This is a genomic window from Pseudomonas sp. CAU 1711 (genome assembly GCF_039888625.1).
Lineage (GTDB): Bacteria > Pseudomonadota > Gammaproteobacteria > Pseudomonadales > Pseudomonadaceae > Aquipseudomonas.
The window spans coordinates 196809-218379 of the sequence record NZ_JBDQQT010000007.1 but is presented as its reverse complement, the minus strand read 5'-3'; the positions used below and the strand labels follow the sequence as shown (position 1 = coordinate 218379).

Genomic DNA, 21571 nt, shown 5'->3' with positions numbered 1-21571 from the left:
CCACCATGAGTCGTGAAGCCCTGCAGGAATCGCTGTCCGCGGTGATGGATAACGAAGCGGACGAACTGGAGCTGCGTCGCGTGCTGGCCGCCGCCGGCGAGGATGCCGAGTTGCGTGGTACCTGGTCGCGATATCAGATCGCCCGTGCGGTGATGCACAAGGAGCTGCTCGAACCGCGTTTGGATATCGCCTCAGCGGTATCCGCCGCATTGGCCGACGAGGCCGTGCCGGGCAAGGCGGCCAGCGCACCGTGGCGCAGCCTGGGGCGCGTCGCCGTGGCGGCCTCGGTGACGCTCGCCGTGCTGGCCGGTGTGCGTTTCTACAACCAGGATGAGTTGGCTGCTAATCAGCTGGCCCAGCAGGGGGCGGCGCCCAGTCTGACCCTGCCGCAGGTGCAGGGGCCCGCCGTGCTGGCCGGCTATAGCGAAGGCGCCGCCGTCCAGCAGGGGCCGGTACAGCCCAGCAGCTCGGGCTGGCATGAGCAGCGTCTGCCGTCCTATCTGCGCCAGCATGCCCAGCAGGCCGCCGCCAGTGGAGCCGACTCGGCATTGCCCTACGCCCGTGCCGCCAGCCTGGAAAATCGCTGAGAGGCTGCATGCGCATACTCCCGCTGATCGCCCTGCTCGGCGGCGCCCTGGCCGGCCAGGCGCGCGCCGACGAGGCGCAAGACTGGCTGCGGCGCCTGACCCAGGCCGAGCGGCAAGACTTTCAGGGCACCTTCGTTTACGAGCGTAATGGCAGTTTCTCCACTCACAGCATCTGGCATAAGGGGCGCGCGGGTGACGTCACGGAGCGCCTGCTGCAGCTGGATGGTCCCGCTCAGGAGGTGCTGCGCGTGGGCGGGAGGCCGCAGTGCGTCAGCGGTGCGCTGGTCGATCAGGTGGCGGACGTGCACTGGCCGGCCCGTCACCTGGATGCCGCCCAGTTGGAAAAACGCTATGAGTTGCGTCTGCTCGGTCGCTCCCGGGTGGCGGGGCGCCCGGCCATGGTGCTGGCTCTGGTGCCACGCGACCAGCACCGCTATGCCTTCGAACTGCACCTGGATGAGGAAAGCGCTCTACCGCTCAAGTCCCTGCTGATCAGCGAGAAGGGGCAGCTGCTGGAGCGCTTCCAGTTCGTCAGCCTGCAGTTGGCGGAACGCCTCGACGAACGGGCCTTGCGGCCCGGCAGCAGCTGCAAGGAGGTGAGCCTGAGCAAGGCCAGCGTGCTGTCGCCGGCCTGGAAGGCGGGCTGGGTTCCGCCCGGCTTCGAGCTGAGCCAGGCCTTGCAGCGATCCAGCCCCGCTTCCAGCGAGCCGGTGGTCAGCCTGCTGTATGGCGATGGCCTGGCGCGCTTCACCATATTCCTCGAGCCCCTGCATGGTGCGGGTGCCGAGGATGCACGCAGCCAGCTCGGGCCGACGGCAGTGGTGTCGCGGCGAATGAGCACCACAGACGGCGACCTGATGGTCACCGTGGTCGGCGAGATTCCCCTGGGCACGGCCGAGCGCGTCGCCCTGTCCATGCAGAGTGTGGCGGGCGGGCAATGATCGAGGAGCAGGGCAGGGTGGTCGCCATCGAGCCCGGCGCGGTCTGGGTCGAGACGCGGCGCCGGAGCACCTGCTCCAGTTGCTCGGCCAGCGCCGGATGTGGCCAGGGTCTGATGGACAAGCTCGGCGTCGGCCGCGAGCGCGGCCTGGTGCGCGCGCTCTGCGATCTGCGCCTGCAGGTCGGCGATCCGGTGGTGATCGGCGTGCGTGAGGACTTGCTGCTGCGCGGCTCGTTGCTGGTCTACCTGTTGCCGCTGTTCTGTCTGTTCGCCGCGGCCCTGCCGGCCCAGGGCATGGGCCTGGACGAGCCGCTGGTGATAGGCGCCGCTCTCGTGGGATTCGCCGCTGGCTGGTTGCTGGTGCGTTGGCGCAGTCGGGCGATAGCCGACCGGCCCGAGCTGCAGCCCGTGGTGCTGCGCGCCCTGCTGGCAGGTCAATGAAAATCGTTGTTTATCCGTGATGGAGCTGAAGTCGATGCCTAGCCTGAAATCTTCGCTGTCCGGCCTCTGCGCCCTGTTGCTGCTGGGGCAGATGTCCCTGGCTCGCGCGGCGCTGCCGGAGTTCACCGAGCTGGTGGAGGATGCCTCGCCGGCGGTGGTGAACATCAGTACGCGGCAGAACCTGCCGCAACGCGATGTCGCCATGCAGGGGCAGATTCCCGATCTGGAGGGTTTGCCGCCGATGTTTCGCGAGTTCTTCGAGCGCAACATCCCACAGGTGCCGCGCGCCCCGCGCGGTGGGCGCCAGCGTGAGGCGCAATCGCTGGGCTCGGGCTTCATCATTTCCGACGACGGTTATGTGCTGACCAACAACCATGTGGTGGCCGACGCCGACGAGATCATCGTGCGCCTGTCCGACCGCAGCGAGCTGGAAGCCAAGCTGATCGGCGCCGATCCGCGCACCGACGTGGCGCTGCTCAAGGTCGAGGGCAAGAAACTGCCCACCGTCAAGCTGGGCAAGTCCGACGAACTCAAGGTGGGCGAGTGGGTGCTGGCCATCGGCTCGCCCTTCGGTTTCGACCATTCGGTGACCGCCGGCATTGTCTCGGCCAAGGGGCGCAGCCTGCCCAACGAGAACTATGTGCCTTTCATCCAGACCGATGTGGCGATCAACCCGGGCAACTCCGGTGGTCCGCTGTTCAACCTGGATGGCGAGGTGGTAGGCATCAACTCGCAGATATTCACCCGCTCCGGCGGTTTCATGGGGCTGTCCTTTGCCATTCCCATCGACGTGGCCATGGACGTGGCCGACCAGCTGAAGCGCCAGGGCAAGGTCAGTCGCGGCTGGCTGGGCGTGGTGATCCAGGAAGTGAACAAGGACCTGGCCGAGTCCTTCGGCCTGGACAAGCCGGCCGGTGCCCTGGTGGCCCAGGTGCTGGAGAACGGACCCGCGGCCAAGGGCGGCTTGCAGGTCGGTGACGTGATTCTCAGTCTGAACGGCCAGTCGATCGTTATGTCCGCCGATCTGCCGCATCTGGTCGGGGCGCTCAAGCCGGGCGCCGAGGCCGTGCTGGAGGTGGTGCGCGAGGGCGAGCGCAAGCGTATCTCGCTGGCGGTGGGGGCGCTGCCGGAAGAGGGTGAGGAAATGGCGCTGGGCGAATCGTCGGGCGCCGAGCGCAGCAGCAACCGCCTCGGCGTCTCCGTGGTGGAATTGACGGCCGAGCAGAAAAAGGCCTTCGACCTGCGTGGTGGCGTGGTGATCAAGGAGGTGCAGAACGGCCCGGCGGCGCTGATCGGCCTGCGCCCGGGCGATGTCATCACCCACCTGAACAATCAGGCCATCTCCTCCGCCAAGCAGTTCGCCGAGGTGGCCAAGTCGTTGCCGGTCAATCGCTCGGTGTCCATGCGCGTGCTGCGCCAGGGGCGCGCCAGCTTCATCACCTTCAAGCTGGCCGAATAGCCGCAAATCGGCAGGAAAGGGCGGCCAGGCCGCCCTTTTTTGTGTTTGCGTGACGGCCTAGTCGTCGATCGGGTAGAATTCGCGGCTATTTTCGGCGGGCAGCCTGCCTGCGGCTTTTTCGAGTGTTGATCCGTGAGTGACCTGAGTCATATCCGCAATTTCTCCATCATCGCCCACATCGATCACGGCAAGTCGACCCTGGCGGATCGCTTCATCCAGATCTGCGGCGGCCTTTCCGATCGCGAGATGGAGGCCCAGGTCCTCGACTCCATGGATCTGGAGCGCGAGCGCGGCATCACCATCAAGGCGCACAGCGTGACCCTGCACTACCCGGCGCAGGATGGTAAGACCTACCAGCTCAACTTCATCGATACCCCCGGCCACGTCGACTTCACCTACGAGGTCAGCCGCTCCCTGGCGGCCTGCGAGGGCGCCATCCTGGTGGTGGACGCCGGCCAGGGCGTGGAAGCGCAGTCGGTCGCCAACTGCTACACCGCCATCGAGCAGGGCCTCGAGGTCATGCCGGTGCTGAACAAGATGGACCTGCCCCAGGCCGAGCCGGAGCGGGTCAAGGACGAGATCGAGCACATCATCGGTATCGACGCTACCGACGCCGTGCCTTGCAGCGCCAAGAGCGGCATGGGCGTGATCGATGTGTTGGAGCAGCTGGTCAAGGTGATTCCGCCGCCCGAGGGCGAGATCGAGGCGCCGCTGCAGGCGCTGATCATCGATTCCTGGTTCGACAACTACCTGGGTGTGGTCTCGCTGGTGCGGGTCAAGCACGGTCGGGTGAAGAAGGGCGACAAGATTCTGGTCAAGTCGACTGGCAAGATTCACCAGGTCGACAGCGTCGGCGTATTCACCCCCAAGCACACCGAGACCGCCGACCTCAAGGCCGGCGAGGTGGGCTTCGTCATCGCCGGCATCAAGGACATCCACGGCGCGCCGGTGGGCGATACCCTGACCCTGTCCGCCACCCCGGACGTGGACGTGCTGCCGGGCTTCAAGCGGATCAAACCGCAGGTGTACGCCGGCCTGTTCCCGGTCAGTTCCGACGACTTCGAGGACTTCCGCGAGGCTCTGCAGAAACTGACCCTGAACGACGCGGCCCTGCAGTACGAGCCGGAAAGCTCCGATGCCCTGGGCTTCGGCTTCCGCATCGGCTTCCTCGGCATGCTGCACATGGAGATCATCCAGGAGCGCCTGGAGCGCGAGTACGACCTGGACCTGATCACCACTGCGCCGACCGTAATCTTCGAAGTGGAAATGAAGAACGGTGAGACGATCTACGTCGACAACCCGTCCAAGCTGCCCGATCCGGCCGGCATCCTCGACATGCGCGAGCCGATCGTGCGCGCCAACATCCTGGTGCCGCAGGAGCATCTGGGCAACGTCATCACCCTGTGCATCGAGAAGCGTGGCGTGCAGCGCGACATGCAGTTCCTCAGCAGCCAGGTGCAGGTGTCCTACGACCTGCCGATGAACGAGGTGGTGCTGGACTTCTTCGATCGCCTGAAGTCGGTGAGCCGCGGTTACGCCTCGCTGGACTACAGCTTCGACCGCTTCCAGTCGGCCAACCTGGTGCGTCTGGATGTGATGATCAACGGTGAGAAGGTCGACGCCCTGGCCCTCATCGTGCATCGTGATCGTGCCCACCAGAAGGGCCGGGTGCTGACCGAGAAGATGAAGGAACTGATCCCGCGGCAGATGTTCGACGTGGCGATCCAGGCGGCCATCGGCGGGCAGATCATCGCCCGCACCACGGTCAAGGCATTGCGCAAGAACGTATTGGCCAAGTGCTACGGCGGCGACGTCAGCCGTAAGAAGAAACTGCTGGAGAAGCAGAAGGCCGGTAAGAAAAGGATGAAGCAGGTCGGCAGCGTGGAAATCCCGCAGGAAGCCTTCCTCGCCGTGCTCAAGGTGGATAGCTAAGCCCCATGTCGTTCAATTTCCCGCTGATCCTGGTCATCGCCGTCGCGGTTAGCGGCGCCCTCGCACTGCTCGACCTGCTGCTGCTGGCGCCCCGCCGGCGGGCGGCCATCGCCACCTACGAGGGGCAGGTCGGCGAGCCGGACGAGCAGGTGCTGCAGCGCCTGAACAAGGAGCCCGTGCTGGTCGAGTACGGCAAGTCGTTCTTCCCGGTGCTGGCCATAGTCCTGGTGCTGCGTTCCTTCCTGCTGGAGCCCTTCCAGATCCCCTCCGGGTCGATGAAGCCGACCCTGGAAGTGGGCGACTTCATCCTGGTCAACAAGTTCGCCTACGGCATCCGCCTGCCGGTGATAGACACCAAGGTGATAGAGGTGGGCGATCCGCAGCGCGGCGACGTGATGGTGTTCCGCTACCCGAGCAACCCCAGCATCAACTACATCAAGCGGGTGGTCGGCTTGCCGGGCGACCGCATCGCCTATACGGCGGACAAGCGCCTGCTGGTCAACGGCCAGCCGGTCGCCGAACAGTTCCTCGGCGAGGAACCGGGCAGCCTGGGGCGGGTGCTGCGCTACCGGGAGAAGCTCGGCGAGGTCGAGCACATGATCCGCAAGCAGCTGCACCGCAACATCCTGCCGGGGCGCGAGTGGGTAGTGCCGCAGGGCCACTACTTCATGATGGGCGACAACCGCGACGACTCCAACGACAGCCGCTACTGGCAGGACGCGCATATTCCCGCCGAGGAGTGGGGCATGGTCCCGGACCGCAACATAGTCGGCAAGGCCTTCGCTGTATGGATGAGCTGGGCGGATCCCAAGTTCGGCAACCTGCCCAGTTTCTCCCGGGTCGGCCTGATTCGCTGAGCTGTTCGATTTGCGAGGCGCTGTTCAATCGAGCGGCGCCCGCTTATATATAGTCACGGACTTCACAATAACTCTGAACATTGGGGTCGAGCATGAAATTTGCGCGTTCGCAGAAAGGCATGTCCATGCTGGGTTGGATGGTGGTGCTGGCGTTGGTGGCTTTTTTTGCCAGCACGGCGTTCAAGATGCTTCCGCACTACATGGACTTCTGGTCGCTGGAAAAGGCCATCACTTCTCTGGAGACGGATCGCGCCGCCGAGGTGAGGACGGTGCGTGACTTCTACGCTCATGTGGAAAAGGCGATGCAGGTCAACGGTATTCGCGATATCAAGCTGGACGATGTATTGGAGGTGCAACTCGAGGGTAATGAGTTCCTTGCCCATCTCCAGTACGAAAAACGTGAGCCACTGATCCAGAACCTCGATCTGGTTGCCAACTTCGACAAAGAATTCAGAATCCGCGCCCAGTGAGCCAATCCCTTTCTCGTCTCGAGCGTCAGCTCGGTCATAGCTTTCACAACCAGGAGCTGATGCTCCTGGCCCTGACCCACCGCAGTTTCGCCGGGCGCAACAACGAGCGCCTCGAATTCCTCGGCGACGCCATCCTCAACTTCGTCGCCGGCGAGGCGCTGTACGAGCGCTTCCCGCAGGCCCGCGAGGGCCAGCTGTCGCGTCTGCGCGCGCGCCTGGTCAAGGGCGAGACCCTGGCCGTGCTGGCCCGCGGCTTCGAGCTGGGCGAGTACCTGCGCCTGGGCTCGGGTGAGCTGAAGAGCGGCGGTTTTCGCCGTGAATCGATCCTCGCCGACGCCCTCGAGGCGTTGATCGGCGCCATCTACCTGGATGCCGGCATGGATGTGGCGCGCGAGCGGGTGCTGGCCTGGTTGGCCGGCGAGCTGGATGGTCTGACCCTGGTCGACACCAACAAGGATCCCAAGACCCGCCTGCAGGAGTTTCTCCAGTCGCGCGCCGCCGAATTGCCGCGCTACGAGGTGGTGGACATCCATGGCGAGCCGCATTGCCGCACCTTCTTCGTGCAGTGCGAAGTCGCCCTGCTCACCGACAAGACCCAGGGCCAAGGCGCCAGCCGACGCATCGCCGAGCAGGTGGCCGCCGCCGCCGCGCTGGTGGCCCTGGGCGTGGAGAACAGTCATGACTGATGCACCCGTGACCCGCTGCGGCTATGTCGCCATCGTCGGCCGCCCCAACGTGGGCAAGTCGACACTGCTCAACCATATCCTCGGGCAGAAGCTGGCGATCACCTCGCGCAAACCGCAGACCACTCGCCACAACATGCTCGGCATCAAGACCGAGGGCGAGGTGCAGGCCGTCTACGTCGATACCCCCGGCTTGCACAAGCACAACGACAAGGCGCTCAATCGCTATATGAACCGCAGCGCCAGCACCGCGTTGAAGGACGTCGATGTGGTGGTGTTCGTGGTTGACCGTACCCGCTGGACCGATGAGGACCAGATGGTGCTGGAGAAGGTGCAGCACCTGAAGTGCCCGATCCTGCTGGCGGTGAACAAGGCCGACCGCCTTGAGGACAAGAGCGAGCTGCTGCCGCACCTGGAATGGCTGGCCACCCAGCTGCCGCAGGCCGAAGTGGTACCGATCTCCGCCCTGCACGGGCAGAACCTCGACACTCTGGAGCGCCTGGTCGGCGAGCGCCTGCCGGAGTCCGAGCACTTCTATCCGGAAGACCAGATCACCGATCGCTCCAGCCGCTTCCTCGCTGCCGAGCTGATTCGCGAGAAGATCATGCGCCAGCTCGGCGCCGAGCTGCCCTACCAGATCACCGTGGAGATCGAGGAATTCAAGCAGGAGGGGCGCATCCTGCATATCCATGGCCTGATCCTGGTGGAGCGCGACGGGCAGAAGAAGATCATCATCGGCGACAAGGGCGAGCGCATCAAACGCATCGGCCAGGACGCGCGCAAGGACATGGAGACCATGTTCGATTCCAAGGTGATGCTCAACCTCTGGGTCAAGGTGAAGGGCGGCTGGTCCGACGACGAGCGAGCGTTGCGCTCGTTGGGCTATACCGACTTCTAATCCATGCTCACCGGCGCGCTTCCGGCCTTCGTCCTGCACAGCCGGCCCTACAAGGAAACCAGCGCGCTGGTCGACTTCCTCACCCCCGAGGGCCGCCTGCGTGCGGTGTTGCGTGGCGCGCGCGGCAAGACCGGCAGCCTGGCGCGACCCTTCGCGCCGCTGGAGCTGGAACTGCGCGGGCGCGGCGAACTGAGGAATGTCGGTCGCCTCGAGGCCAGCGGCATCGCCATTTGGCTGCAGGGGCAGACCCTGTACAGCGGCCTCTACCTCAACGAGCTGCTGTTGCGCCTGCTACCGGCCGAGGACGCCCATCCCGCCCTGTTCGAGCACTATGCCCTGACCCTGCAGGCGCTGGCTGCCAACCCGCCGCTGGAGCCGCTGTTGCGTGCCTTCGAATGGCGCCTGCTGGACGAGCTGGGCTATGGTTTCGCCCTGGATAGCGATATCGCCGGCCGGCCCATCGCCGCCGACGGCCTCTATCGGCTGCAGCCGGACGCCGGCCTGGAGCCGGTGGGCCGGTTGCAGCCGGGCCTGTTTCAGGGCGCCGATCTGTTGGCCATGGCCGAGGCCGACTGGTCGTCCCCGGGGGCCCTGGCCGCCGCCAAGCGCCTGATGCGCCAGGCCCTGGCCCCGCATCTGGGCGGCCGACCGCTGGTCAGCCGCGAACTCTTCATGACTCTCAAGGAATCTGCCCGTGACTGAAGCCAACCGCATCCTGCTCGGCGTCAACATCGACCATGTCGCCACCCTGCGCCAGGCCCGTGGCACCCGTTATCCGGACCCGGTCAAGGCCGCGCTGGACGCCGAGGAAGCCGGCGCCGACGGCATCACCGTGCACTTGCGCGAGGATCGCCGGCATATCCAGGAGCGCGACGTGCGCCTGCTCAAGGAGGTGCTGCAGACCCGGATGAACTTCGAGATGGGCGTCACCGACTTCATGCTCGACTTTGCCGAGCAAATTCGCCCGGAGCATATCTGCCTGGTGCCCGAGACCCGCCAGGAGCTGACCACCGAGGGTGGTCTGGACGTGGCCGGCCAGGAGGAGCGGATCAAGGCGGCGGTGCAGCGTCTGGCCAAGCTGGGCTGCGAGGTGTCGCTGTTTATCGACGCCGAGGAGCGGCAGATCGAGGCGGCCCGCCGTATCGGCGCGCCGGCCATCGAGTTGCACACCGGTCGCTATGCCGATGCCCATACGCCGGAAGAGGCCGCCCGCGAGCTGGCGCGCATCCGCGATGGCGTGGCCTGTGGCCTGGCCCATGGGTTGATCGTCAACGCCGGCCACGGCCTGCACTACCACAACGTCGAGCCGGTGGCGGCGATTGCCGGCGTGCACGAGCTGAATATCGGCCACGCCATAGTCGCTCACGCCCTGTTCGTCGGCTTCAAGGGCGCGGTGGCGGAGATGAAGCAACTGATAGTCGATGCCGCCAAGCGCGGCTGATGGGCCTAATCGTTTGCCAGCGCGAGTGTCCTGTGCCGCTGGACGATACGCGCATACTCGCCGCTGTCGCGTAGCCGAGTCAGGCCGGCGTTGAATCGCTCGATCAACGCCTGAGCGCCGGGGCGGTTACGCGGCACTATCAGATGCAGGCGGTTGCGGGCCACGACCGCCCGGGACTCCTGCAGCTCGTGCGCCACGCCGGCCTGGCGGATGGCGCGCTGGCCGAGCAGGTCGTCGGCGACGAAGAAATCGTCGCGCCCCAGGGCCACCAGTCGGGCGCAGGTGGCCAGATCCTGCGGTTCATGGCGCTGCAGCCGGCCGCTTTCCAGCAGCGTCAGCAGCGGGGTGGGGGCCTGCCAGCCGAGCGGCAGGCAGAAGCGCCTGCCGGCCAGCTGTGCAGGTTCCAGGGCTTCCCCGCTGCGGCTAAAGACCTTCTGCGTGGTCTCGTAGAGCGGCGTGGAGAACAGGAATTCCGCCTCGCGCTCCGGCGAAGGCAGGTAGGGGAAGGTGGCATCGTACTGGCCCTTGAGCGTGGCCTGATAGCCGCGTTTCCAGGGCTGCCAGGCCAGTTGCGGCGGCTGGTCGGCCTCCTGCAGCACCCGCAGTACCAGTTCGGTGAGCATCCCGCCATTGGGCAGGGTCTGCCCGGTGAAGGGTGGGTACTGGTCGCCCGTTACCAGCCTCAGGGGCGCAGCCTCGGCGAGGCCGATGCTGCACAGCAGGGCTAGCAGCGACAACAGTGGGCGAATGCTCATGGACTCTGGCGGGCCTCGGGTCGTAACGGCCATGGGCCGCCAGAGTCAGTCTAGCGGCTCACATCATCTTGCGCAGTCGGTGCAGGCGGTGCTGCAGGCCAACGGCCCAGGCCGGGCTGGCCTGGCCGGTTCCGGCCAGTTCCAGGCGCGGGTGCTGGGCCAGCGCCTGGCTGAGGATGGGCTCCTGGGCCGGGCTGACATCGACGAAGAACAGGTGCTTGCCCGCGTGCAGCTGGTCGGCGAAACGGCGGAAGGCGGCGTTGGGGCGCTGCAGGCCGAACAGGCTGCCCTCCCAGATGCTGAAGCCGAGCAGCGCCACGGCCAGAAACAGGAAGGGAATCCAGCCGGCCGCGCTGCTCGTCCAGTCGTTGAGCCAGGCCAGCAGCAGAATCAGTACGGCCAGGGCCACGCCGACCAGGCTGCCGATGCGCCCGGCGTGGACCAGATCCTGCTTCATGAAGGAGTTGACGTCATGCAGTTGGTGGCGCTCGACTTCGGCGTCGCGCTCGCTGAGCACATGAATCTGCTCGGTGGCGATGCCGCCGGCCTCCAGCTCGCTCTCCAACTGCTCCAGCTCGTCCAGGTTGTCGCTGATGTAGTAATGCCGATTCATGGCACACCTCCCATCGTCTCCAGGACCGGTGCCCCCGAACGGTCGTTGATTGCCCGTTTACAGTGTAGACAGCGTCTGGCCGACCCGGTTGTCTTCGATGACGATGCGGTCGCGCCCGTCGCTCTTGGCCTGGTACAGGCACTGGTCGGCCCGTTGCAGCCATTGCGTCCAGGACTCGTCGCGCTGCAGCAGGGCGCCGCCGATGGACACCGTCACCGTGCCGCCGGGGCCGCGCAGCCCATCGCGCACGGCCTGCAGCAGATGGCTCGCGGCCGCCTGCAGGCCTTCGGCATCGCAGTCCGGCAGGAGCAGCAGGAATTCCTCGCCGCCGAAGCGGAACAGACGGTCCTCCTCGCGCGAGTTGGCCCGGATCAGGTCGACGAAGTCCACCAGCACCTGGTCGCCGGCGTGATGACCGAATCTGTCGTTGATCTGCTTGAAGTGGTCCAGATCCATGGCCAGCACGCCGTAGTGGCGGTCGCGGCGGCGCTTGCCGGAAACGGCAATCTTCAGCTCCTCGTTCATCGCGCGGCGGTTGCGCGCGCCGGTCAGCGGATCCTGAATGGCCAGTATCTGCAGCTGGTCGCGCTGGGTGCGGGTGCGGTAGGCGAAGATGAAGGTCAGTACCCCGGCCATGGCATTGGTCACCAGGAAGGAGACCATCTGGTAGTGGCTCTCGAACACCGTGCCGGGTACCAGCAGGGCGTGGGCGACCAGGGCGGCTAGCACCGACAGCGAGGCGACGATCGCCTTGCCTGGAGAAACCATGAAGAAGTTGAACAGGATCAGCGGGTAGATCCAGAACAGACCGTTGACCCCCAGATTGATGGCGATCAGCGTGGCGCCCACGGAGAACACTGCGGCCAGGTAGATGCCGGGCTTCTCCGTGTTGCCGGTGCGCCAGGCGTAGAGCACGGCGGCCAGGGTCGACAGCACTATCACGCTGTCGGCGATACCCACCAGATAGTTGCCGCTCAGCAAGCGATAGATGGCGTAGGGCGTGATGCCCAGCACCCCGATGATGCCCATCAGGGTGATGATCGACAGTTGGAAGTTGCGTCGCAGTCGCTTGAACATCGCTCTGTTCTGGGAGCCTTGGACTCCGCTTGTTGTTGTGCGAGCAAGAATGCAGCGCTTTCCCGGGATCGGCAAGGCGCTGCTGGGCGAAGTGTCGGTGTTATTTCTTGCCCAGACTGATATGCCGGCTGGGGGTTTTCCAGTCCTGGCCGCTCACGCCCTTGGCGACCTGCTGGATTTCCCCACCCGAGTTGAGGAAGGCGGCGACCTGGGCTTCGAGGGATTCACTGGTCGCCACGGCGGCTGGTGGCTTGGGTTGCTGGGATTGCTTGGTGCGCATGCTTCCCCCCTGAGGAACTCGTCGCGGTTTGCGAAAAAAGAAGATAAAAAAACCGGCCCGAGGGCCGGTTCTCTGGCGGGCGGGTCAGATCAGATGACCTGAACCTCGTCGGCCTGCATGCCTTTCTGGCCCTGAACGGCGATGAAGGAGACCTGCTGGCCTTCCTTCAGGCTCTTGAAGCCGGCGCTCTGGATGGAACGGTAGTGCACGAACAGGTCGGCGCCGCTTTCCGGGGTGATGAAGCCGAAGCCTTTCTCGTCGTTGAACCACTTGACGGTGCCGGTTTGACGTACGGACATGGAATTTCTCCTTGAACAAAGTGGGCACGGCACTGGAACAGCCCAGGCCATGACTGAGTGCAAAGAGCGAAGAAACCGAGGGTCGGAGCCAGGACAAATGCAGCACAGTTCTATCAGGGTACAGGGATCGGCGACATTCTCCTAAGGATTTCTGCTTTTTCCGTTGAACGGAGTGCTTCAACGACAGCGGCTCAGGTCCACGGAGCCGACGAAGGGGTTGCCCCAACCCATCACACAGGCAATGCGCTGGTTGCGCTGGCGCTCCCAGGGCTCGACCGGATAATGCCGACTCCAGGCCTCGAACAACTGGCGCTGCTGGTTCGACAGGCGCAGGTCGTAACGCTGGCTCATATAGAAGTAGGTGCGGGCGATCATCCCGCGCACCCGCGGGCGCGGCATGGCCTTGCGCGCCTTGAAGTCCACCACCATGGAGCAGGCGCCGTACTGGTGCGGTGCTTGCGGCAGCCAGGCGAAGGCGAAGTTGCTGCGGTCGCCGTTGATTTCGCCGATGCTCGGCACCAGGTTGAACAGGTCTGCCTCGGCGCGGCGGAAAGCCTCGTCATGGCGCGCGCAGTGCTGGCGTCCACCCTGTTGCCAGCAGCGCCTCTGGTGGCCGATGAGCCAGGCCGGGACCAGATGCTCCCACTCGATGCGCGCTGCCCGTTGCGGATTCTTGCGCGGCTGATAGCCGCAGCTCTGCAGGTCGACCCGCTTGCCGCTGTAGCGACAGCCGCAATAGAACTCGACCGACTGCTGGGCGTAGAGCCGCCAGGCGACATTCTTGGCTTCGGCGAAGGTGCGCGGTGGTGCGGCGAGGGAGGGCAGGGCGATACAGCTGAGCAACAGCAGGGCCAAGCGCATGGGCATGGATACGGCATCCCAAAAAGCGCCGCATCATACCGATGCTCGCGCGCCTGCCAATCGTGGCAGCTGGCCAGGGGCTACTGTACGGCCTTGCCAAGGCGTAGCATCGAGCCATGAGAGCGATTGGAGCGTCGCCATGCGCAACACGATCCTGCTGCTGAGCGGCCTGTTCAGTGGCCTGGCGCTGGCCGCCGAGCCCGTGCGCCAGCCCATGCCCATCGAGTACGTCAGTCCCGGCGCCTCCGGCAGCATCAGTGGCTCCGTACGCAGCCAGAGCTACGACGTCTACGGTGGCCATGCCGTGCCCAGCCAGGGCTATGGCAGCAGTCGGGTGCAGATCCAGGGCGGTTCCAGCGTTCGCCAGAGCGGCGGCATTCGGCAGAGCATCGAGTACCCCGGCGGCATCGAGATACAGCGTCTCCCGGGGCAGCACAGCTACGAGGTTCAAGGCAGTCGCTAGCGCTTGCCGTTGCTCGGTCAGAACCACCTTTCTCGGATAACTTGCCCCTCGACCGGCATCGGATGATGGTCCTGGCATGTCGTGCCGGTCGCTGACGACTGCTTAACAGTTCGCGTCTATCGGGCTGACAGTCTCGATACGGCGTCGCATCATGCGCCTCAGTGCAGTAAGAGAGTGAAACAGTCATGTCGACGCAGTCCCTGGTGTATGCGGCGCAGAGCGTTGCCGGGCGAGTACGGACGCACAACGAGGACGCCGTGCTTTGCCAGCCCCGGCTCGGCCTGTGGGCGGTCGCCGATGGCATGGGCGGGCATCAGTGTGGCGAGGTGGCCAGTGGCCTGGCCGTCGAGCACCTGGCCCAGGCCGTGGCCGCCGGCAACGATCTGGACGGCGCCATCCATGCCGCCAACCGGGCCATCCTGGCCGAGGTGCAGGAGCAGGGCGGCCGGCGCATGGGCAGCACCCTGGTGGCGGTGCGCTTCCAGGATGACGACTTCGAACTCGCCTGGGTCGGCGACAGTCGCGCCTACCGCATCAGCCTAGAGGGCATCGAGCGTCTCAGCCACGATCACAGTTGGGTGCAGGCGATGGTCGACGCCGGCCAGCTGAGCGCCGAGGAGGCGCGCCATCATCCGCGGCGCAATCTGGTCACCCAGTGTCTGGGGCAGAACGATCAGGCCCTGGACGTGGGGCGGGTGCAGGGCAGCCTGGCACCGGGCGAGTTGCTGCTGCTGTGCAGCGACGGCCTGACCGGCGAACTGGAGGACGAGCAGATCCACAAGCTCTGCGCCAGCGCGACGACCCTGGACGCGCTGGTCGAGCAACTGGTGGGGCTGGCGAATCAGCAGGGCGGCAGAGACAATATCTCCTGCATCGTACTCGGGCGCCAACTGGACGAGTCGACCGAGGTCGACGCCAGACCCCGCAACTTCATCAGCCGTTGGCTGCAATCGCGCAGGCACTGACAAGCAACCATGAGCGACACTCTGCTGGATATCCCCGGTTACCGCGTGCACGGCCGGCTGGGCAAGGGCGGCATGGCCGAGGTCTACCTCGCCACCCAGGAGTCGCTGCACCGCAAGGTGGCGATCAAGGTGCTGCGCAGCGCCGAGGATCAGAGTTTCGGGGCGCGCTTCGTCAAGGAAGCGCACATAGTCGCCTCGCTCAATCACCCGTCGATCATCACTATCTTCGATGTCGACTGCCTGCCCGACGGCCGCCACTACCTGGCCATGGAGTTCCTCCCCGGCGGCGACCTGGCGCGGCGCAAGGGCGAGCTGTTCGCCCCCGAGCGTGCCCTGCAGATCGTCCGTCAGATCGCCAGCGGCCTGGCCGTGGTGCACGACAGGGGCCTGGTGCACCGCGACGTGAAGCCGGCCAACATCCTGTTCCGCGACGACGGCACGGCGGTGCTGACCGACTTCGGCGTGGCCAAGGACCTGGACATCGACAGCGAGCTGACCCAGTTCGGCGTGGCCGTCGGCAGCCCGGCCTACAGCAGCCCGGAGCAGGCCCAGTGCCAGGCGCTGGACGCGCGCAGCGACATCTACAGCCTGGGCGTGATCCTGCTGGAGATGCTCACCGGCAGCAATCCCTTCCGCGGCGGCAACTACACCCAGACCGTGGTCAACCACGTGCAGCTGGAGCCGCCGCTGCCGTCCAGCCTGGGCGCCTGGCGCGGCGTGCTGGCGCGCATGCTGGCGAAGGAGCCGGGCGAGCGCTTTGCCGATTGTCGGGAACTGCTCGCCGCCCTGGAGCAGATGGAGCTGAGCGACCTGGAGCAGACCCAGCTGCGCCCGGTGGCGAAGCTGCTCGAGGCGCCGCCTGCGCCGCGCAAGCGCCGCTCGGCCATGCCGCTGCTGCTGGCGCTGAGCCTGCTGGTGTTGCTCGGCACCCTGACCTCGGCCGGCCTGTACATCCGCGAGCAGCGGCAGATCGGGGCGCTGCTGGCCCAGGCCGAACAGCGCTTCGCCGCCGGCCAGTTGATCGAACCGGAGCAGGACAGCGCCGAGCACTACTTCCGCCAGATTCTCGTCCTGGACGCCGACAATGGCGAGGCCCTGGCCGGCCTGCAGCGCATCCGCGACGCGCGCATCGCCGCCTTCCTCGAACAGGCCGAGCGGCGCCTGGCCGATGGCCTGCTCACCGCGCCGGCCGAGGACAATGCCGACTACTACTTCCGCCAGGCCCTGCTCGTCGACCCGCAGCATGCCGCCGCCCTGGACGGCCTGCAGCGCGTGCTCGCCGCGCGCGTCGCACGCAATCTGCAGTTGGCCGAGCAGAGCATCGCCGACAAGCGCCTGTTGCTGCCCGAGGAGGACAGCGCGGTGTACTACTATCGACAGATCCTCGGTTGGGCGCCGGACCACGCCGATGCACTGGCGGGGCTCAAGCGAGTAGCCCTGCTGTACCGTGACCTGGCCAATGCCGCCTACCGCCGCAGCGACTTTCCCGCGGCGCTGGCCATGATCGAGCGCGGCCTGCAGGCCGAGGAACAGAATCCCGAGCTGCTCGCCATGCGCGACGAGCACCAGCGCCTGCTCGACGAGGCGCGTAGTGCCCGTGCCCGCGCGGCGACTCGCGAGGCTCGTGAGACGCGGGAAAACAAGGAAAACCCGATCAAGCGGGTGTGGAACAATATCTTCGGCCAGTGACCGTCAGGACTCCCTGCATCATGCTCAAACTGCACTTCAAGGACGGCCGTCAGGCACCCATCTGGCTGGTCGAGGAGCGTATCGCCCTGGGCAGCGACCGGCGCAACCAACTGGTCATCGAGGCGTCTGGAGTCGGCGCCTTCCATGCCGAGCTGCGCCAGGAGCACGGTCACTACTTCGTCAGCGACTGCGGCAGTGAGTCGGGCACCTTCGTCAACGACGAGCGAATCGCCGGCCGTTATCAACTGCGCGCCGGCGACTGCCTGCGCCTGGGCGAAGTGGAGCTGCTGCTGAGCGACCCGGGCAAGGCCCAGCCGCGCGCCGAGGCCGCCCAGCGCTGGTTCCTCCAGGTGCTGCAGGGCGAACACGAGGGACGCAAGTTTCATGTCGCCGGCTCCATGACCTTCGGCCGTTCGGTGAAGTGCGAGCTGTGCTTCGGCGATGCCCAGCTGTCGCGCCGCCACTGCGAGTTCTATCTCAAGGACGAGGTGCTGCAGGTCAAGGACCTGGCCTCGGCCAACGGCGTGTTCGTCAACGGCGAGAAGGTCGCTGCCGCCCTGCTCAAGCCCGGCGACCAGCTGCGCATGGGCTCGGTCACCCTGCTGGTGATAGGGCCGCGAGTGGAGGCCGAGCAGGTCGCGGAGGAGAACGAGGACGCCACCCAGTTCGTGCGCGCCGTCGATCTGCCCAAGCCGCTGGCCAAGGCGTCGCGCCCCGCTGCTGCCCAGGCGGCGCTCAACCCGCTGCATGCGGCGGCCCGGGCGCAGGCGACGCCGACGCCGCAGCCGCCGAGCAGGGTGCTGCCCATGCTGCTGGGGCTGATGCTGTTGGCGGCGCTGGGTGGGCTCGCCGCCTGGCTGCTCTGATGCCCGATCGGTGAGTGCGACTGGCGCGAGCCGACAGTGCCTGCGCGCGCTTCGCTGGGTAGGCTGGCGCGCCACAATCCGCTGTCCGGAGCCGTCGTGAGAGTCGCCGTCCTGCTGTGTGCCGCCCTGCTGGGCGGCCTGTCTAGCCAGTCCCTGGCCTGGTCCAACCATAGCCTCGGCAGCCTGCTGGCGCTGCGCGAGGAGGCGAGCCTGCGCGAGTCGGTGCAGGTGGAGCCGCTGGAGGCCTTCCTCGCCGACCAGGCGCCGGCCATCGAACGGCTGCTGGACGAGCAGGAGGCCTTCGCCCGCGAGCACTTCGCCTATTATCCGGCGCGTCCGGACCAGCTGCGCTGGCGCGCCGGCGCCGGCGGTGACCGCCGCAGCGCCTTCCTCCAGGCCCTGCGCATCAACCCGCAGATCAAGCTAGCCAGCTTCATCCAGCAACTGCCGGGGCAGGATGGCGGCGCTCGTGCGCTGCTGCGTGGCGAGGACGTGCTGGTGTTCCGCAAGGTCGGCCCCTGGACCCACTGGCGTTACCTGGCCCTGCAGGACGGCGAGCAGGTCGAGGCGCTGCAGGTGCTGGCCAGCGCGGCGGACGAGCCGGACTACGGCCACGACATCAATCTGTTCAGCGACAACCCCGGCGAGGCCGGACAGCGCTACAACTTCGGCCCGCAGCCGTTCGGCGACGCACGCTTCGAGTACTCCTCGCAGGCGCCGTTCCACATCGGCTACTACCACGAGTCGGCGCTGATCTTCGCCGCCGCGCCCTATCTGGCGCAGACCCTGCCGCACTGGCGCATCTACCAGTACAGCGGCCTGGCCCGGCTGGCCTTCGCCAGCGGTCACCCCTACTGGGGCTACCGCTTCCTCGGCTGGGCCATGCACTACCTGCAGGACCTCACCCAGCCCTATCACGCCAGCGTGCTGCCGGGCGTGGACAGCGCCGGCATGCTGCTGATCGCGGCCAAGGCCGAAGTCGGCTATCCCGAGGAGCGCGAGGCGGCGATCCAGCGCGTGGCCGACCGCCACACGGCCATCGAGCAGTACCAGTTCGAGCGCATGCAGGGGCTGCTGAATGCCGGCAGGCTGGACGACCCGCTACTGCGGGCCTATGCCGACCGGAGGCTGGACGCCGCTTATCCGGCCTTCGACGTCGACTACGCGGCGGACGTGGTGGCGGCCGAGTCGCATGCCCGCGCCGACGAGTTCGATGCGTTGATCGGCGCGTGGATGGCCAAGGAAGCGGCCGCCAAGGGCTTCAGCGAGGGCAACAGCCTGCCCCGGGCGCAACCCGATCCGGCCCTGGAGGCAGTGCTGATCGAGCTGTTCCGCCACTTCGGCGCGCACAGCCGCAACGCGCTGCGGGGCTCGCGCCCCGCCGACTGAGGCTCAGGGGCGGTACCACAGCTCGGCGCGCTGCAGCGGTGTCTGTGCCGGCAGCAGCGGGTTGTCCAGTTCGATGATCCGGCGCCGCTCCAGGCGGGCCAGGCGCAGGTCGGCGCCATACTGTTGCCGGAACAGCCGCTCGAAGGAGCCATCGGCCAGCGCCAGCTCCAGGCCGCGGCGCACGATCTCGGCCTGGCCGGGGTTGCTGCGCGAGAAGAAGAAGTACAGCGCGGTGGGGTAGTGCAGCACCAGATGGCTGTCCAGCGTCAGCTCCGAGGCGTTCTGCTGCCGCAGCTCGGCGCGGGCCTCCAGCACGGCGCGGGGGAAGTAGTCGAAGCGCCCGGCGCGCAGCATCAGGAACAGGCTGTCGTAGCTGGAACTGGTCTGCACCTGCAGGCCATGGCCGCGCAGGATGCGGGTGTCGGGCCAGTCGTGGCCCTGGCCGGCACGCAGTGCGTGCAGGTCGGCCAGGCTGTCGACGTCGCGCAGCAGCTCGCGCCGGTCGGCCCGCAGCAGGGCGATGCGCCAGCCGTACAGGCCCTTGTCCAGCGGGATGCGCACCGGCAGCAGGCGACTCTCGCGCTCGCGGCTGGTCATGGTCCAGACCACATCCACCGCCTCGCCCTGTTCCAGGCTCACCAGCGCACGTTCCTGTTCCATGGGCTGGTGCGAGGGCCGGATGCGCAACTCGCTGCCGGCCTTGCGCAGGGCCAGTTCGAGCAGGGCCAGCGGATAGACGGCGCGGAACTCGTCGCCGGCCGGTGCGCGCGGATAGCGCAGCACGCCTTCCGCGGCCAGGCAGGGCGGGGCAATCAGCAGCAGGGCCAGCAGCAGGCGCCGCATGGGCATCGATGGCATTCCTTTCCGAGCGCTGGGCGATGCGCACGCGCATCGGGTGATGGGCGCATTATGCCAGCACCGTCGAGCCTGGGGCTTATGAGTACGGCGGGCAAACTACCCGGTCTGCTCTGGCGGATAGGTGCGAGGGGGCGACACCCGGCGGAGCCGGGTGCGCGAGGGCGTTACTGGTTGGGGGAGTGGCTGCCCAGCAGGGTGTTGCCGGATTTCTTGGAGCGCTTGGCCAGGCGCTTCTCCTGGGCGGTTTTCAGAGGCTTCTTCTTCGCCTCCTTGTGCCGGTCTAGACCTTTGCTCATGGTGCTTACCTCCGAAATTGACGGGATCGACTCCTTGGCTCGAATGTCACCCTCACCTCCCAGGCTGCGCCAGCCTGAATGCCGCACTGTTTAGAGCATAGCCCCGAAGTGGGCGGGTGGCTCAGCCCTGCGCCAGGTGGCGCAGGGCCGGCAGCACGTGCAGGCGCAGCAGGGGCGCCAGGTCGTCGCCGTCGGGCTGGTGCGGGTCGTGCCAGCGCAGCTCCTCCAGCTCGGCGGCGGCCTGCACCGGACGGGGCAGGCGGGCGAGGTAGACGCTGGCGTCGATCCGGGTGTCGGCCTCGTTGGCGGCCTCGGCCCGGTAGCGCCCCAGCGGGCGCAGCGCGGTCTCGTCCAGGTGCAGGTCGAGCTCCTCGTGCAGCTCGCGGGTGAGGGCGGCGAGCAGTTCCTCGCCGGCCTCGACCTTGCCACCGGGCAGCATGAAGGCACGGGTACCGCGCTTGCGTACCAGCAGCAGGCGGCCGTCGGCGTCCAGCAGGCAGGCGGCGGCGATGGTCAGCAGGCTCATGGGCCGTTCAGGCGTTGCAGTTCGCGGCGCACCATGGCCGCGTATTCGGGCGGGGTGAGGCGGTACAGCTCGGCGGCCACCCAGTCCAGCCAGCGCGCGCCCAGGCTGGCGCGCTCGGCCAGCAGGCGCCGGGCCTCTGCCTCGGCGCGTGCGGCGTGCTGCTGGTGGTAGTCGGCTCGGCTCATCAGCCGCCGAGGCCGACGTAGACGTTCTGCACGTCGTCGTGGCCGTCGATGGCTTCGAGGAAGGCTTCGACTTCTTCTAGCTGCTCGGGCGTGAGGCTGGTCACCGGGTTCTTCGGCCGGTAGCCGAGCTTGGCCGAGTTGACGGTGAAGCCCTGCTCCGGCAGCGCCTTGCACACGGCGTCCAGGTCGGTCGGGTCGGTGATGAACAGAGTGCTGCCTTCGTCGTCCGGGGCGAAGTCCTGGGCGCCGGCCTCGATGGCGGCCAGTTCCGGATCGGCACCGCTGTCGCTGCTGGCCTCGATCAGGCCGACGTGGTCGAAGTCCCAGCTCACCGAGCCGGAGGCGCCCAGCTGGCCCTTGCGGAACAGCACGCGGATCTCGGCCACGGTGCGGTTCACGTTATCGGTCAGGCATTCGACGATCAGCGGCACCTGATGCGGAGCGAAGCCCTCGTACAGGGTGCGTTCGTAGTTGACCACCTCGCCGGAGAGGCCCGCGCCTTTCTTGATGGCGCGCTCCAGGGTGTCCTTGGGCATGGACGCCTTCTTGGCCTGGTGCACGGCCAGGCGCAGCTTGGGGTTCATGTCCGGGTCGGCGCCGTTACGCGCGGCGATCATGATTTCCTTTACCAGTTTGCCGAAGATCTTTCCTCGGGCATTGGCGGCGGCTTCTTTGGGTTTGGCTTTCCACTGGGCGCCCATGATGTTGCTCTCACGGTTTGCGGGTAACGAAGCCCCGCGT

27 protein-coding genes are annotated in these 21571 nt (G+C 66.7%); 16 read left to right on the top strand and 11 right to left on the bottom strand.

The genetic code is table 11. The features are described 5' to 3' along the window. The first annotated feature begins 5 nt into the window (after positions 1–5). From AAFN46_RS10290 to pdxJ, 11 genes are all read left to right on the top strand, one after another. Positions 6–587, top strand: coding sequence for an RseA family anti-sigma factor (locus AAFN46_RS10290; protein ID WP_347808589.1), 582 nt, complete (start codon positions 6–8; stop codon positions 585–587). Positions 588–595: 8 nt separating this feature from the next. Next, complete coding sequence (locus AAFN46_RS10285; RefSeq protein WP_347808588.1) at positions 596–1528, top strand: MucB/RseB C-terminal domain-containing protein; 933 nt, start codon at positions 596–598, stop codon at positions 1526–1528. Further along, on the top strand, positions 1525–1968 hold the full coding sequence (locus AAFN46_RS10280; RefSeq protein WP_347808587.1) for a SoxR reducing system RseC family protein: 444 nt from the start codon (positions 1525–1527) through the stop codon (positions 1966–1968). The genes AAFN46_RS10285 and AAFN46_RS10280 overlap by 4 nt, the downstream gene beginning before the upstream one ends. Before the next feature lie 34 nt (positions 1969–2002). Beyond that, complete coding sequence (locus AAFN46_RS10275; protein ID WP_347808586.1) at positions 2003–3427, top strand: DegQ family serine endoprotease; 1425 nt, start codon at positions 2003–2005, stop codon at positions 3425–3427. Between the two features lie 132 nt (positions 3428–3559). Continuing rightward, the gene (gene lepA, locus AAFN46_RS10270) at positions 3560–5359 is read left to right on the top strand and encodes a translation elongation factor 4 (RefSeq protein WP_347808585.1); all 1800 of its coding nucleotides are present in this window, start codon (positions 3560–3562) and stop codon (positions 5357–5359) included. A 5-nt stretch (positions 5360–5364) separates the two neighbouring features. Further along, on the top strand, positions 5365–6216 hold the full coding sequence (gene lepB / locus AAFN46_RS10265) for a signal peptidase I (protein ID WP_347808584.1): 852 nt from the start codon (positions 5365–5367) through the stop codon (positions 6214–6216). A gap of 92 nt (positions 6217–6308) precedes the next feature. Continuing rightward, the gene (locus AAFN46_RS10260) at positions 6309–6686 is read left to right on the top strand and encodes a DUF4845 domain-containing protein (RefSeq protein ID WP_347808583.1); all 378 of its coding nucleotides are present in this window, start codon (positions 6309–6311) and stop codon (positions 6684–6686) included. Then, positions 6683–7372: a ribonuclease III gene (gene rnc / locus AAFN46_RS10255; protein WP_347808582.1), complete on the top strand. Its 690-nt coding sequence runs from the start codon at positions 6683–6685 to the stop codon at positions 7370–7372. Before AAFN46_RS10260 ends, rnc begins: the two co-directional genes overlap by 4 nt. Then, a complete protein-coding gene (era, locus tag AAFN46_RS10250) occupies positions 7365–8267 on the top strand; it encodes a GTPase Era (RefSeq protein WP_347808581.1) in 903 nt (300 codons plus the stop codon). Before rnc ends, era begins: the two co-directional genes overlap by 8 nt. Positions 8268–8270: 3 nt before the next feature. Continuing rightward, on the top strand, positions 8271–8969 hold the full coding sequence (gene recO, locus AAFN46_RS10245) for a DNA repair protein RecO (protein WP_347808580.1): 699 nt from the start codon (positions 8271–8273) through the stop codon (positions 8967–8969). Beyond that, positions 8962–9708, top strand: coding sequence for a pyridoxine 5'-phosphate synthase (gene pdxJ, locus AAFN46_RS10240; protein WP_347808579.1), 747 nt, complete (start codon positions 8962–8964; stop codon positions 9706–9708). The genes recO and pdxJ overlap by 8 nt, the downstream gene beginning before the upstream one ends. A 5-nt stretch (positions 9709–9713) precedes the next feature. Here the strand turns inward: pdxJ and AAFN46_RS10235 are convergent, their stop codons facing one another. The 6 genes from AAFN46_RS10235 to AAFN46_RS10210 form a co-directional block, all read right to left on the bottom strand. Further along, complete coding sequence (locus AAFN46_RS10235) at positions 9714–10463, bottom strand: transporter substrate-binding domain-containing protein (RefSeq protein ID WP_347808578.1); 750 nt, start codon at positions 10461–10463, stop codon at positions 9714–9716. A gap of 58 nt (positions 10464–10521) precedes the next feature. Next, the gene (locus AAFN46_RS10230) at positions 10522–11076 is read right to left on the bottom strand and encodes a magnesium transporter (RefSeq protein ID WP_347808577.1); all 555 of its coding nucleotides are present in this window, start codon (positions 11074–11076) and stop codon (positions 10522–10524) included. A gap of 57 nt (positions 11077–11133) precedes the next feature. Continuing rightward, positions 11134–12153, bottom strand: coding sequence for a GGDEF domain-containing protein (locus tag AAFN46_RS10225; protein ID WP_347808576.1), 1020 nt, complete (start codon positions 12151–12153; stop codon positions 11134–11136). 100 nt (positions 12154–12253) lie between these two features. Next, positions 12254–12433 carry a hypothetical protein gene (locus AAFN46_RS10220; protein WP_347808575.1) on the bottom strand — a complete coding sequence of 60 codons (180 nt, stop codon included), beginning with the start codon at positions 12431–12433 and terminating at the stop codon, positions 12254–12256. 89 nt (positions 12434–12522) lie between these two features. Beyond that, positions 12523–12732 carry a cold-shock protein gene (locus AAFN46_RS10215; protein WP_021699263.1) on the bottom strand — a complete coding sequence of 70 codons (210 nt, stop codon included), beginning with the start codon at positions 12730–12732 and terminating at the stop codon, positions 12523–12525. 177 nt (positions 12733–12909) lie between these two features. Further along, positions 12910–13593, bottom strand: coding sequence for an endonuclease I family protein (locus tag AAFN46_RS10210; protein ID WP_347808615.1), 684 nt, complete (start codon positions 13591–13593; stop codon positions 12910–12912). A 139-nt stretch (positions 13594–13732) separates the two neighbouring features. Here AAFN46_RS10210 and AAFN46_RS10205 point away from each other — a divergent pair, with 139 nt between their 5' ends. The 5 genes from AAFN46_RS10205 to AAFN46_RS10185 all read left to right on the top strand — a co-directional run bounded on the left by AAFN46_RS10205 (position 13733) and on the right by AAFN46_RS10185 (position 18965). Beyond that, positions 13733–14056, top strand: a complete 324-nt coding sequence (locus tag AAFN46_RS10205; RefSeq protein WP_347808574.1) for a hypothetical protein — start codon at positions 13733–13735, stop codon at positions 14054–14056. Between the two features lie 185 nt (positions 14057–14241). Continuing rightward, the gene (locus tag AAFN46_RS10200) at positions 14242–15021 is read left to right on the top strand and encodes a protein phosphatase 2C domain-containing protein (RefSeq protein WP_347808573.1); all 780 of its coding nucleotides are present in this window, start codon (positions 14242–14244) and stop codon (positions 15019–15021) included. A gap of 9 nt (positions 15022–15030) precedes the next feature. After that, the gene (locus AAFN46_RS10195; RefSeq protein WP_347808572.1) at positions 15031–16710 is read left to right on the top strand and encodes a protein kinase; all 1680 of its coding nucleotides are present in this window, start codon (positions 15031–15033) and stop codon (positions 16708–16710) included. Positions 16711–16730: 20 nt separating this feature from the next. After that, positions 16731–17576, top strand: a complete 846-nt coding sequence (locus AAFN46_RS10190) for an FHA domain-containing protein (RefSeq protein ID WP_347808571.1) — start codon at positions 16731–16733, stop codon at positions 17574–17576. 96 nt (positions 17577–17672) lie between these two features. After that, complete coding sequence (locus AAFN46_RS10185) at positions 17673–18965, top strand: phospholipase (RefSeq protein WP_347808570.1); 1293 nt, start codon at positions 17673–17675, stop codon at positions 18963–18965. A 3-nt stretch (positions 18966–18968) separates the two neighbouring features. Here the strand turns inward: AAFN46_RS10185 and AAFN46_RS10180 are convergent, their stop codons facing one another. From AAFN46_RS10180 to AAFN46_RS10160, 5 genes are all read right to left on the bottom strand, one after another. Then, on the bottom strand, positions 18969–19814 hold the full coding sequence (locus tag AAFN46_RS10180; protein ID WP_347808569.1) for a hypothetical protein: 846 nt from the start codon (positions 19812–19814) through the stop codon (positions 18969–18971). Between the two features lie 173 nt (positions 19815–19987). After that, complete coding sequence (locus tag AAFN46_RS10175) at positions 19988–20119, bottom strand: hypothetical protein (protein WP_347808568.1); 132 nt, start codon at positions 20117–20119, stop codon at positions 19988–19990. A 121-nt stretch (positions 20120–20240) separates the two neighbouring features. Next, entirely contained in the window at positions 20241–20645 is a 405-nt protein-coding gene (locus AAFN46_RS10170; RefSeq protein WP_347808567.1) for an NUDIX domain-containing protein, read from the bottom strand. Then, entirely contained in the window at positions 20642–20830 is a 189-nt protein-coding gene (locus tag AAFN46_RS10165) for a hypothetical protein (RefSeq protein ID WP_347808566.1), read from the bottom strand. Before AAFN46_RS10165 ends, AAFN46_RS10170 begins: the two co-directional genes overlap by 4 nt. Further along, the gene (locus AAFN46_RS10160; RefSeq protein ID WP_347808565.1) at positions 20830–21531 is read right to left on the bottom strand and encodes a YebC/PmpR family DNA-binding transcriptional regulator; all 702 of its coding nucleotides are present in this window, start codon (positions 21529–21531) and stop codon (positions 20830–20832) included. Before AAFN46_RS10160 ends, AAFN46_RS10165 begins: the two co-directional genes overlap by 1 nt. Positions 21532–21571: the final 40 nt, after the last annotated feature.

Coding starts and splice junctions, on each gene's coding strand:
- AAFN46_RS10160 (WP_347808565.1), bottom strand. CDS start 21,531: ATGGGCGCCCAGTGGAAAGCCAAACCCAAAGAAGCCGCCGCCAATGCC.
- AAFN46_RS10225 (WP_347808576.1), bottom strand. CDS start 12,153: ATGTTCAAGCGACTGCGACGCAACTTCCAACTGTCGATCATCACCCTG.
- AAFN46_RS10230 (WP_347808577.1), bottom strand. CDS start 11,076: ATGAATCGGCATTACTACATCAGCGACAACCTGGACGAGCTGGAGCAG.
- era (WP_347808581.1), top strand. CDS start 7,365: ATGACTGATGCACCCGTGACCCGCTGCGGCTATGTCGCCATCGTCGGC.
- AAFN46_RS10200 (WP_347808573.1), top strand. CDS start 14,242: ATGTCGACGCAGTCCCTGGTGTATGCGGCGCAGAGCGTTGCCGGGCGA.
- AAFN46_RS10285 (WP_347808588.1), top strand. CDS start 596: ATGCGCATACTCCCGCTGATCGCCCTGCTCGGCGGCGCCCTGGCCGGC.
- AAFN46_RS10190 (WP_347808571.1), top strand. CDS start 16,731: ATGCTCAAACTGCACTTCAAGGACGGCCGTCAGGCACCCATCTGGCTG.
- AAFN46_RS10275 (WP_347808586.1), top strand. CDS start 2,003: ATGCCTAGCCTGAAATCTTCGCTGTCCGGCCTCTGCGCCCTGTTGCTG.
- AAFN46_RS10210 (WP_347808615.1), bottom strand. CDS start 13,593: ATGCGCTTGGCCCTGCTGTTGCTCAGCTGTATCGCCCTGCCCTCCCTC.
- AAFN46_RS10215 (WP_021699263.1), bottom strand. CDS start 12,732: ATGTCCGTACGTCAAACCGGCACCGTCAAGTGGTTCAACGACGAGAAA.
- lepB (WP_347808584.1), top strand. CDS start 5,365: ATGTCGTTCAATTTCCCGCTGATCCTGGTCATCGCCGTCGCGGTTAGC.
- AAFN46_RS10205 (WP_347808574.1), top strand. CDS start 13,733: ATGCGCAACACGATCCTGCTGCTGAGCGGCCTGTTCAGTGGCCTGGCG.
- AAFN46_RS10180 (WP_347808569.1), bottom strand. CDS start 19,814: ATGCCCATGCGGCGCCTGCTGCTGGCCCTGCTGCTGATTGCCCCGCCC.
- recO (WP_347808580.1), top strand. CDS start 8,271: ATGCTCACCGGCGCGCTTCCGGCCTTCGTCCTGCACAGCCGGCCCTAC.
- AAFN46_RS10280 (WP_347808587.1), top strand. CDS start 1,525: ATGATCGAGGAGCAGGGCAGGGTGGTCGCCATCGAGCCCGGCGCGGTC.
- AAFN46_RS10220 (WP_347808575.1), bottom strand. CDS start 12,433: ATGCGCACCAAGCAATCCCAGCAACCCAAGCCACCAGCCGCCGTGGCG.
- AAFN46_RS10260 (WP_347808583.1), top strand. CDS start 6,309: ATGAAATTTGCGCGTTCGCAGAAAGGCATGTCCATGCTGGGTTGGATG.
- AAFN46_RS10165 (WP_347808566.1), bottom strand. CDS start 20,830: ATGAGCCGAGCCGACTACCACCAGCAGCACGCCGCACGCGCCGAGGCA.
- AAFN46_RS10170 (WP_347808567.1), bottom strand. CDS start 20,645: ATGAGCCTGCTGACCATCGCCGCCGCCTGCCTGCTGGACGCCGACGGC.
- AAFN46_RS10235 (WP_347808578.1), bottom strand. CDS start 10,463: ATGAGCATTCGCCCACTGTTGTCGCTGCTAGCCCTGCTGTGCAGCATC.
- AAFN46_RS10290 (WP_347808589.1), top strand. CDS start 6: ATGAGTCGTGAAGCCCTGCAGGAATCGCTGTCCGCGGTGATGGATAAC.
- AAFN46_RS10175 (WP_347808568.1), bottom strand. CDS start 20,119: ATGAGCAAAGGTCTAGACCGGCACAAGGAGGCGAAGAAGAAGCCTCTG.
- AAFN46_RS10195 (WP_347808572.1), top strand. CDS start 15,031: ATGAGCGACACTCTGCTGGATATCCCCGGTTACCGCGTGCACGGCCGG.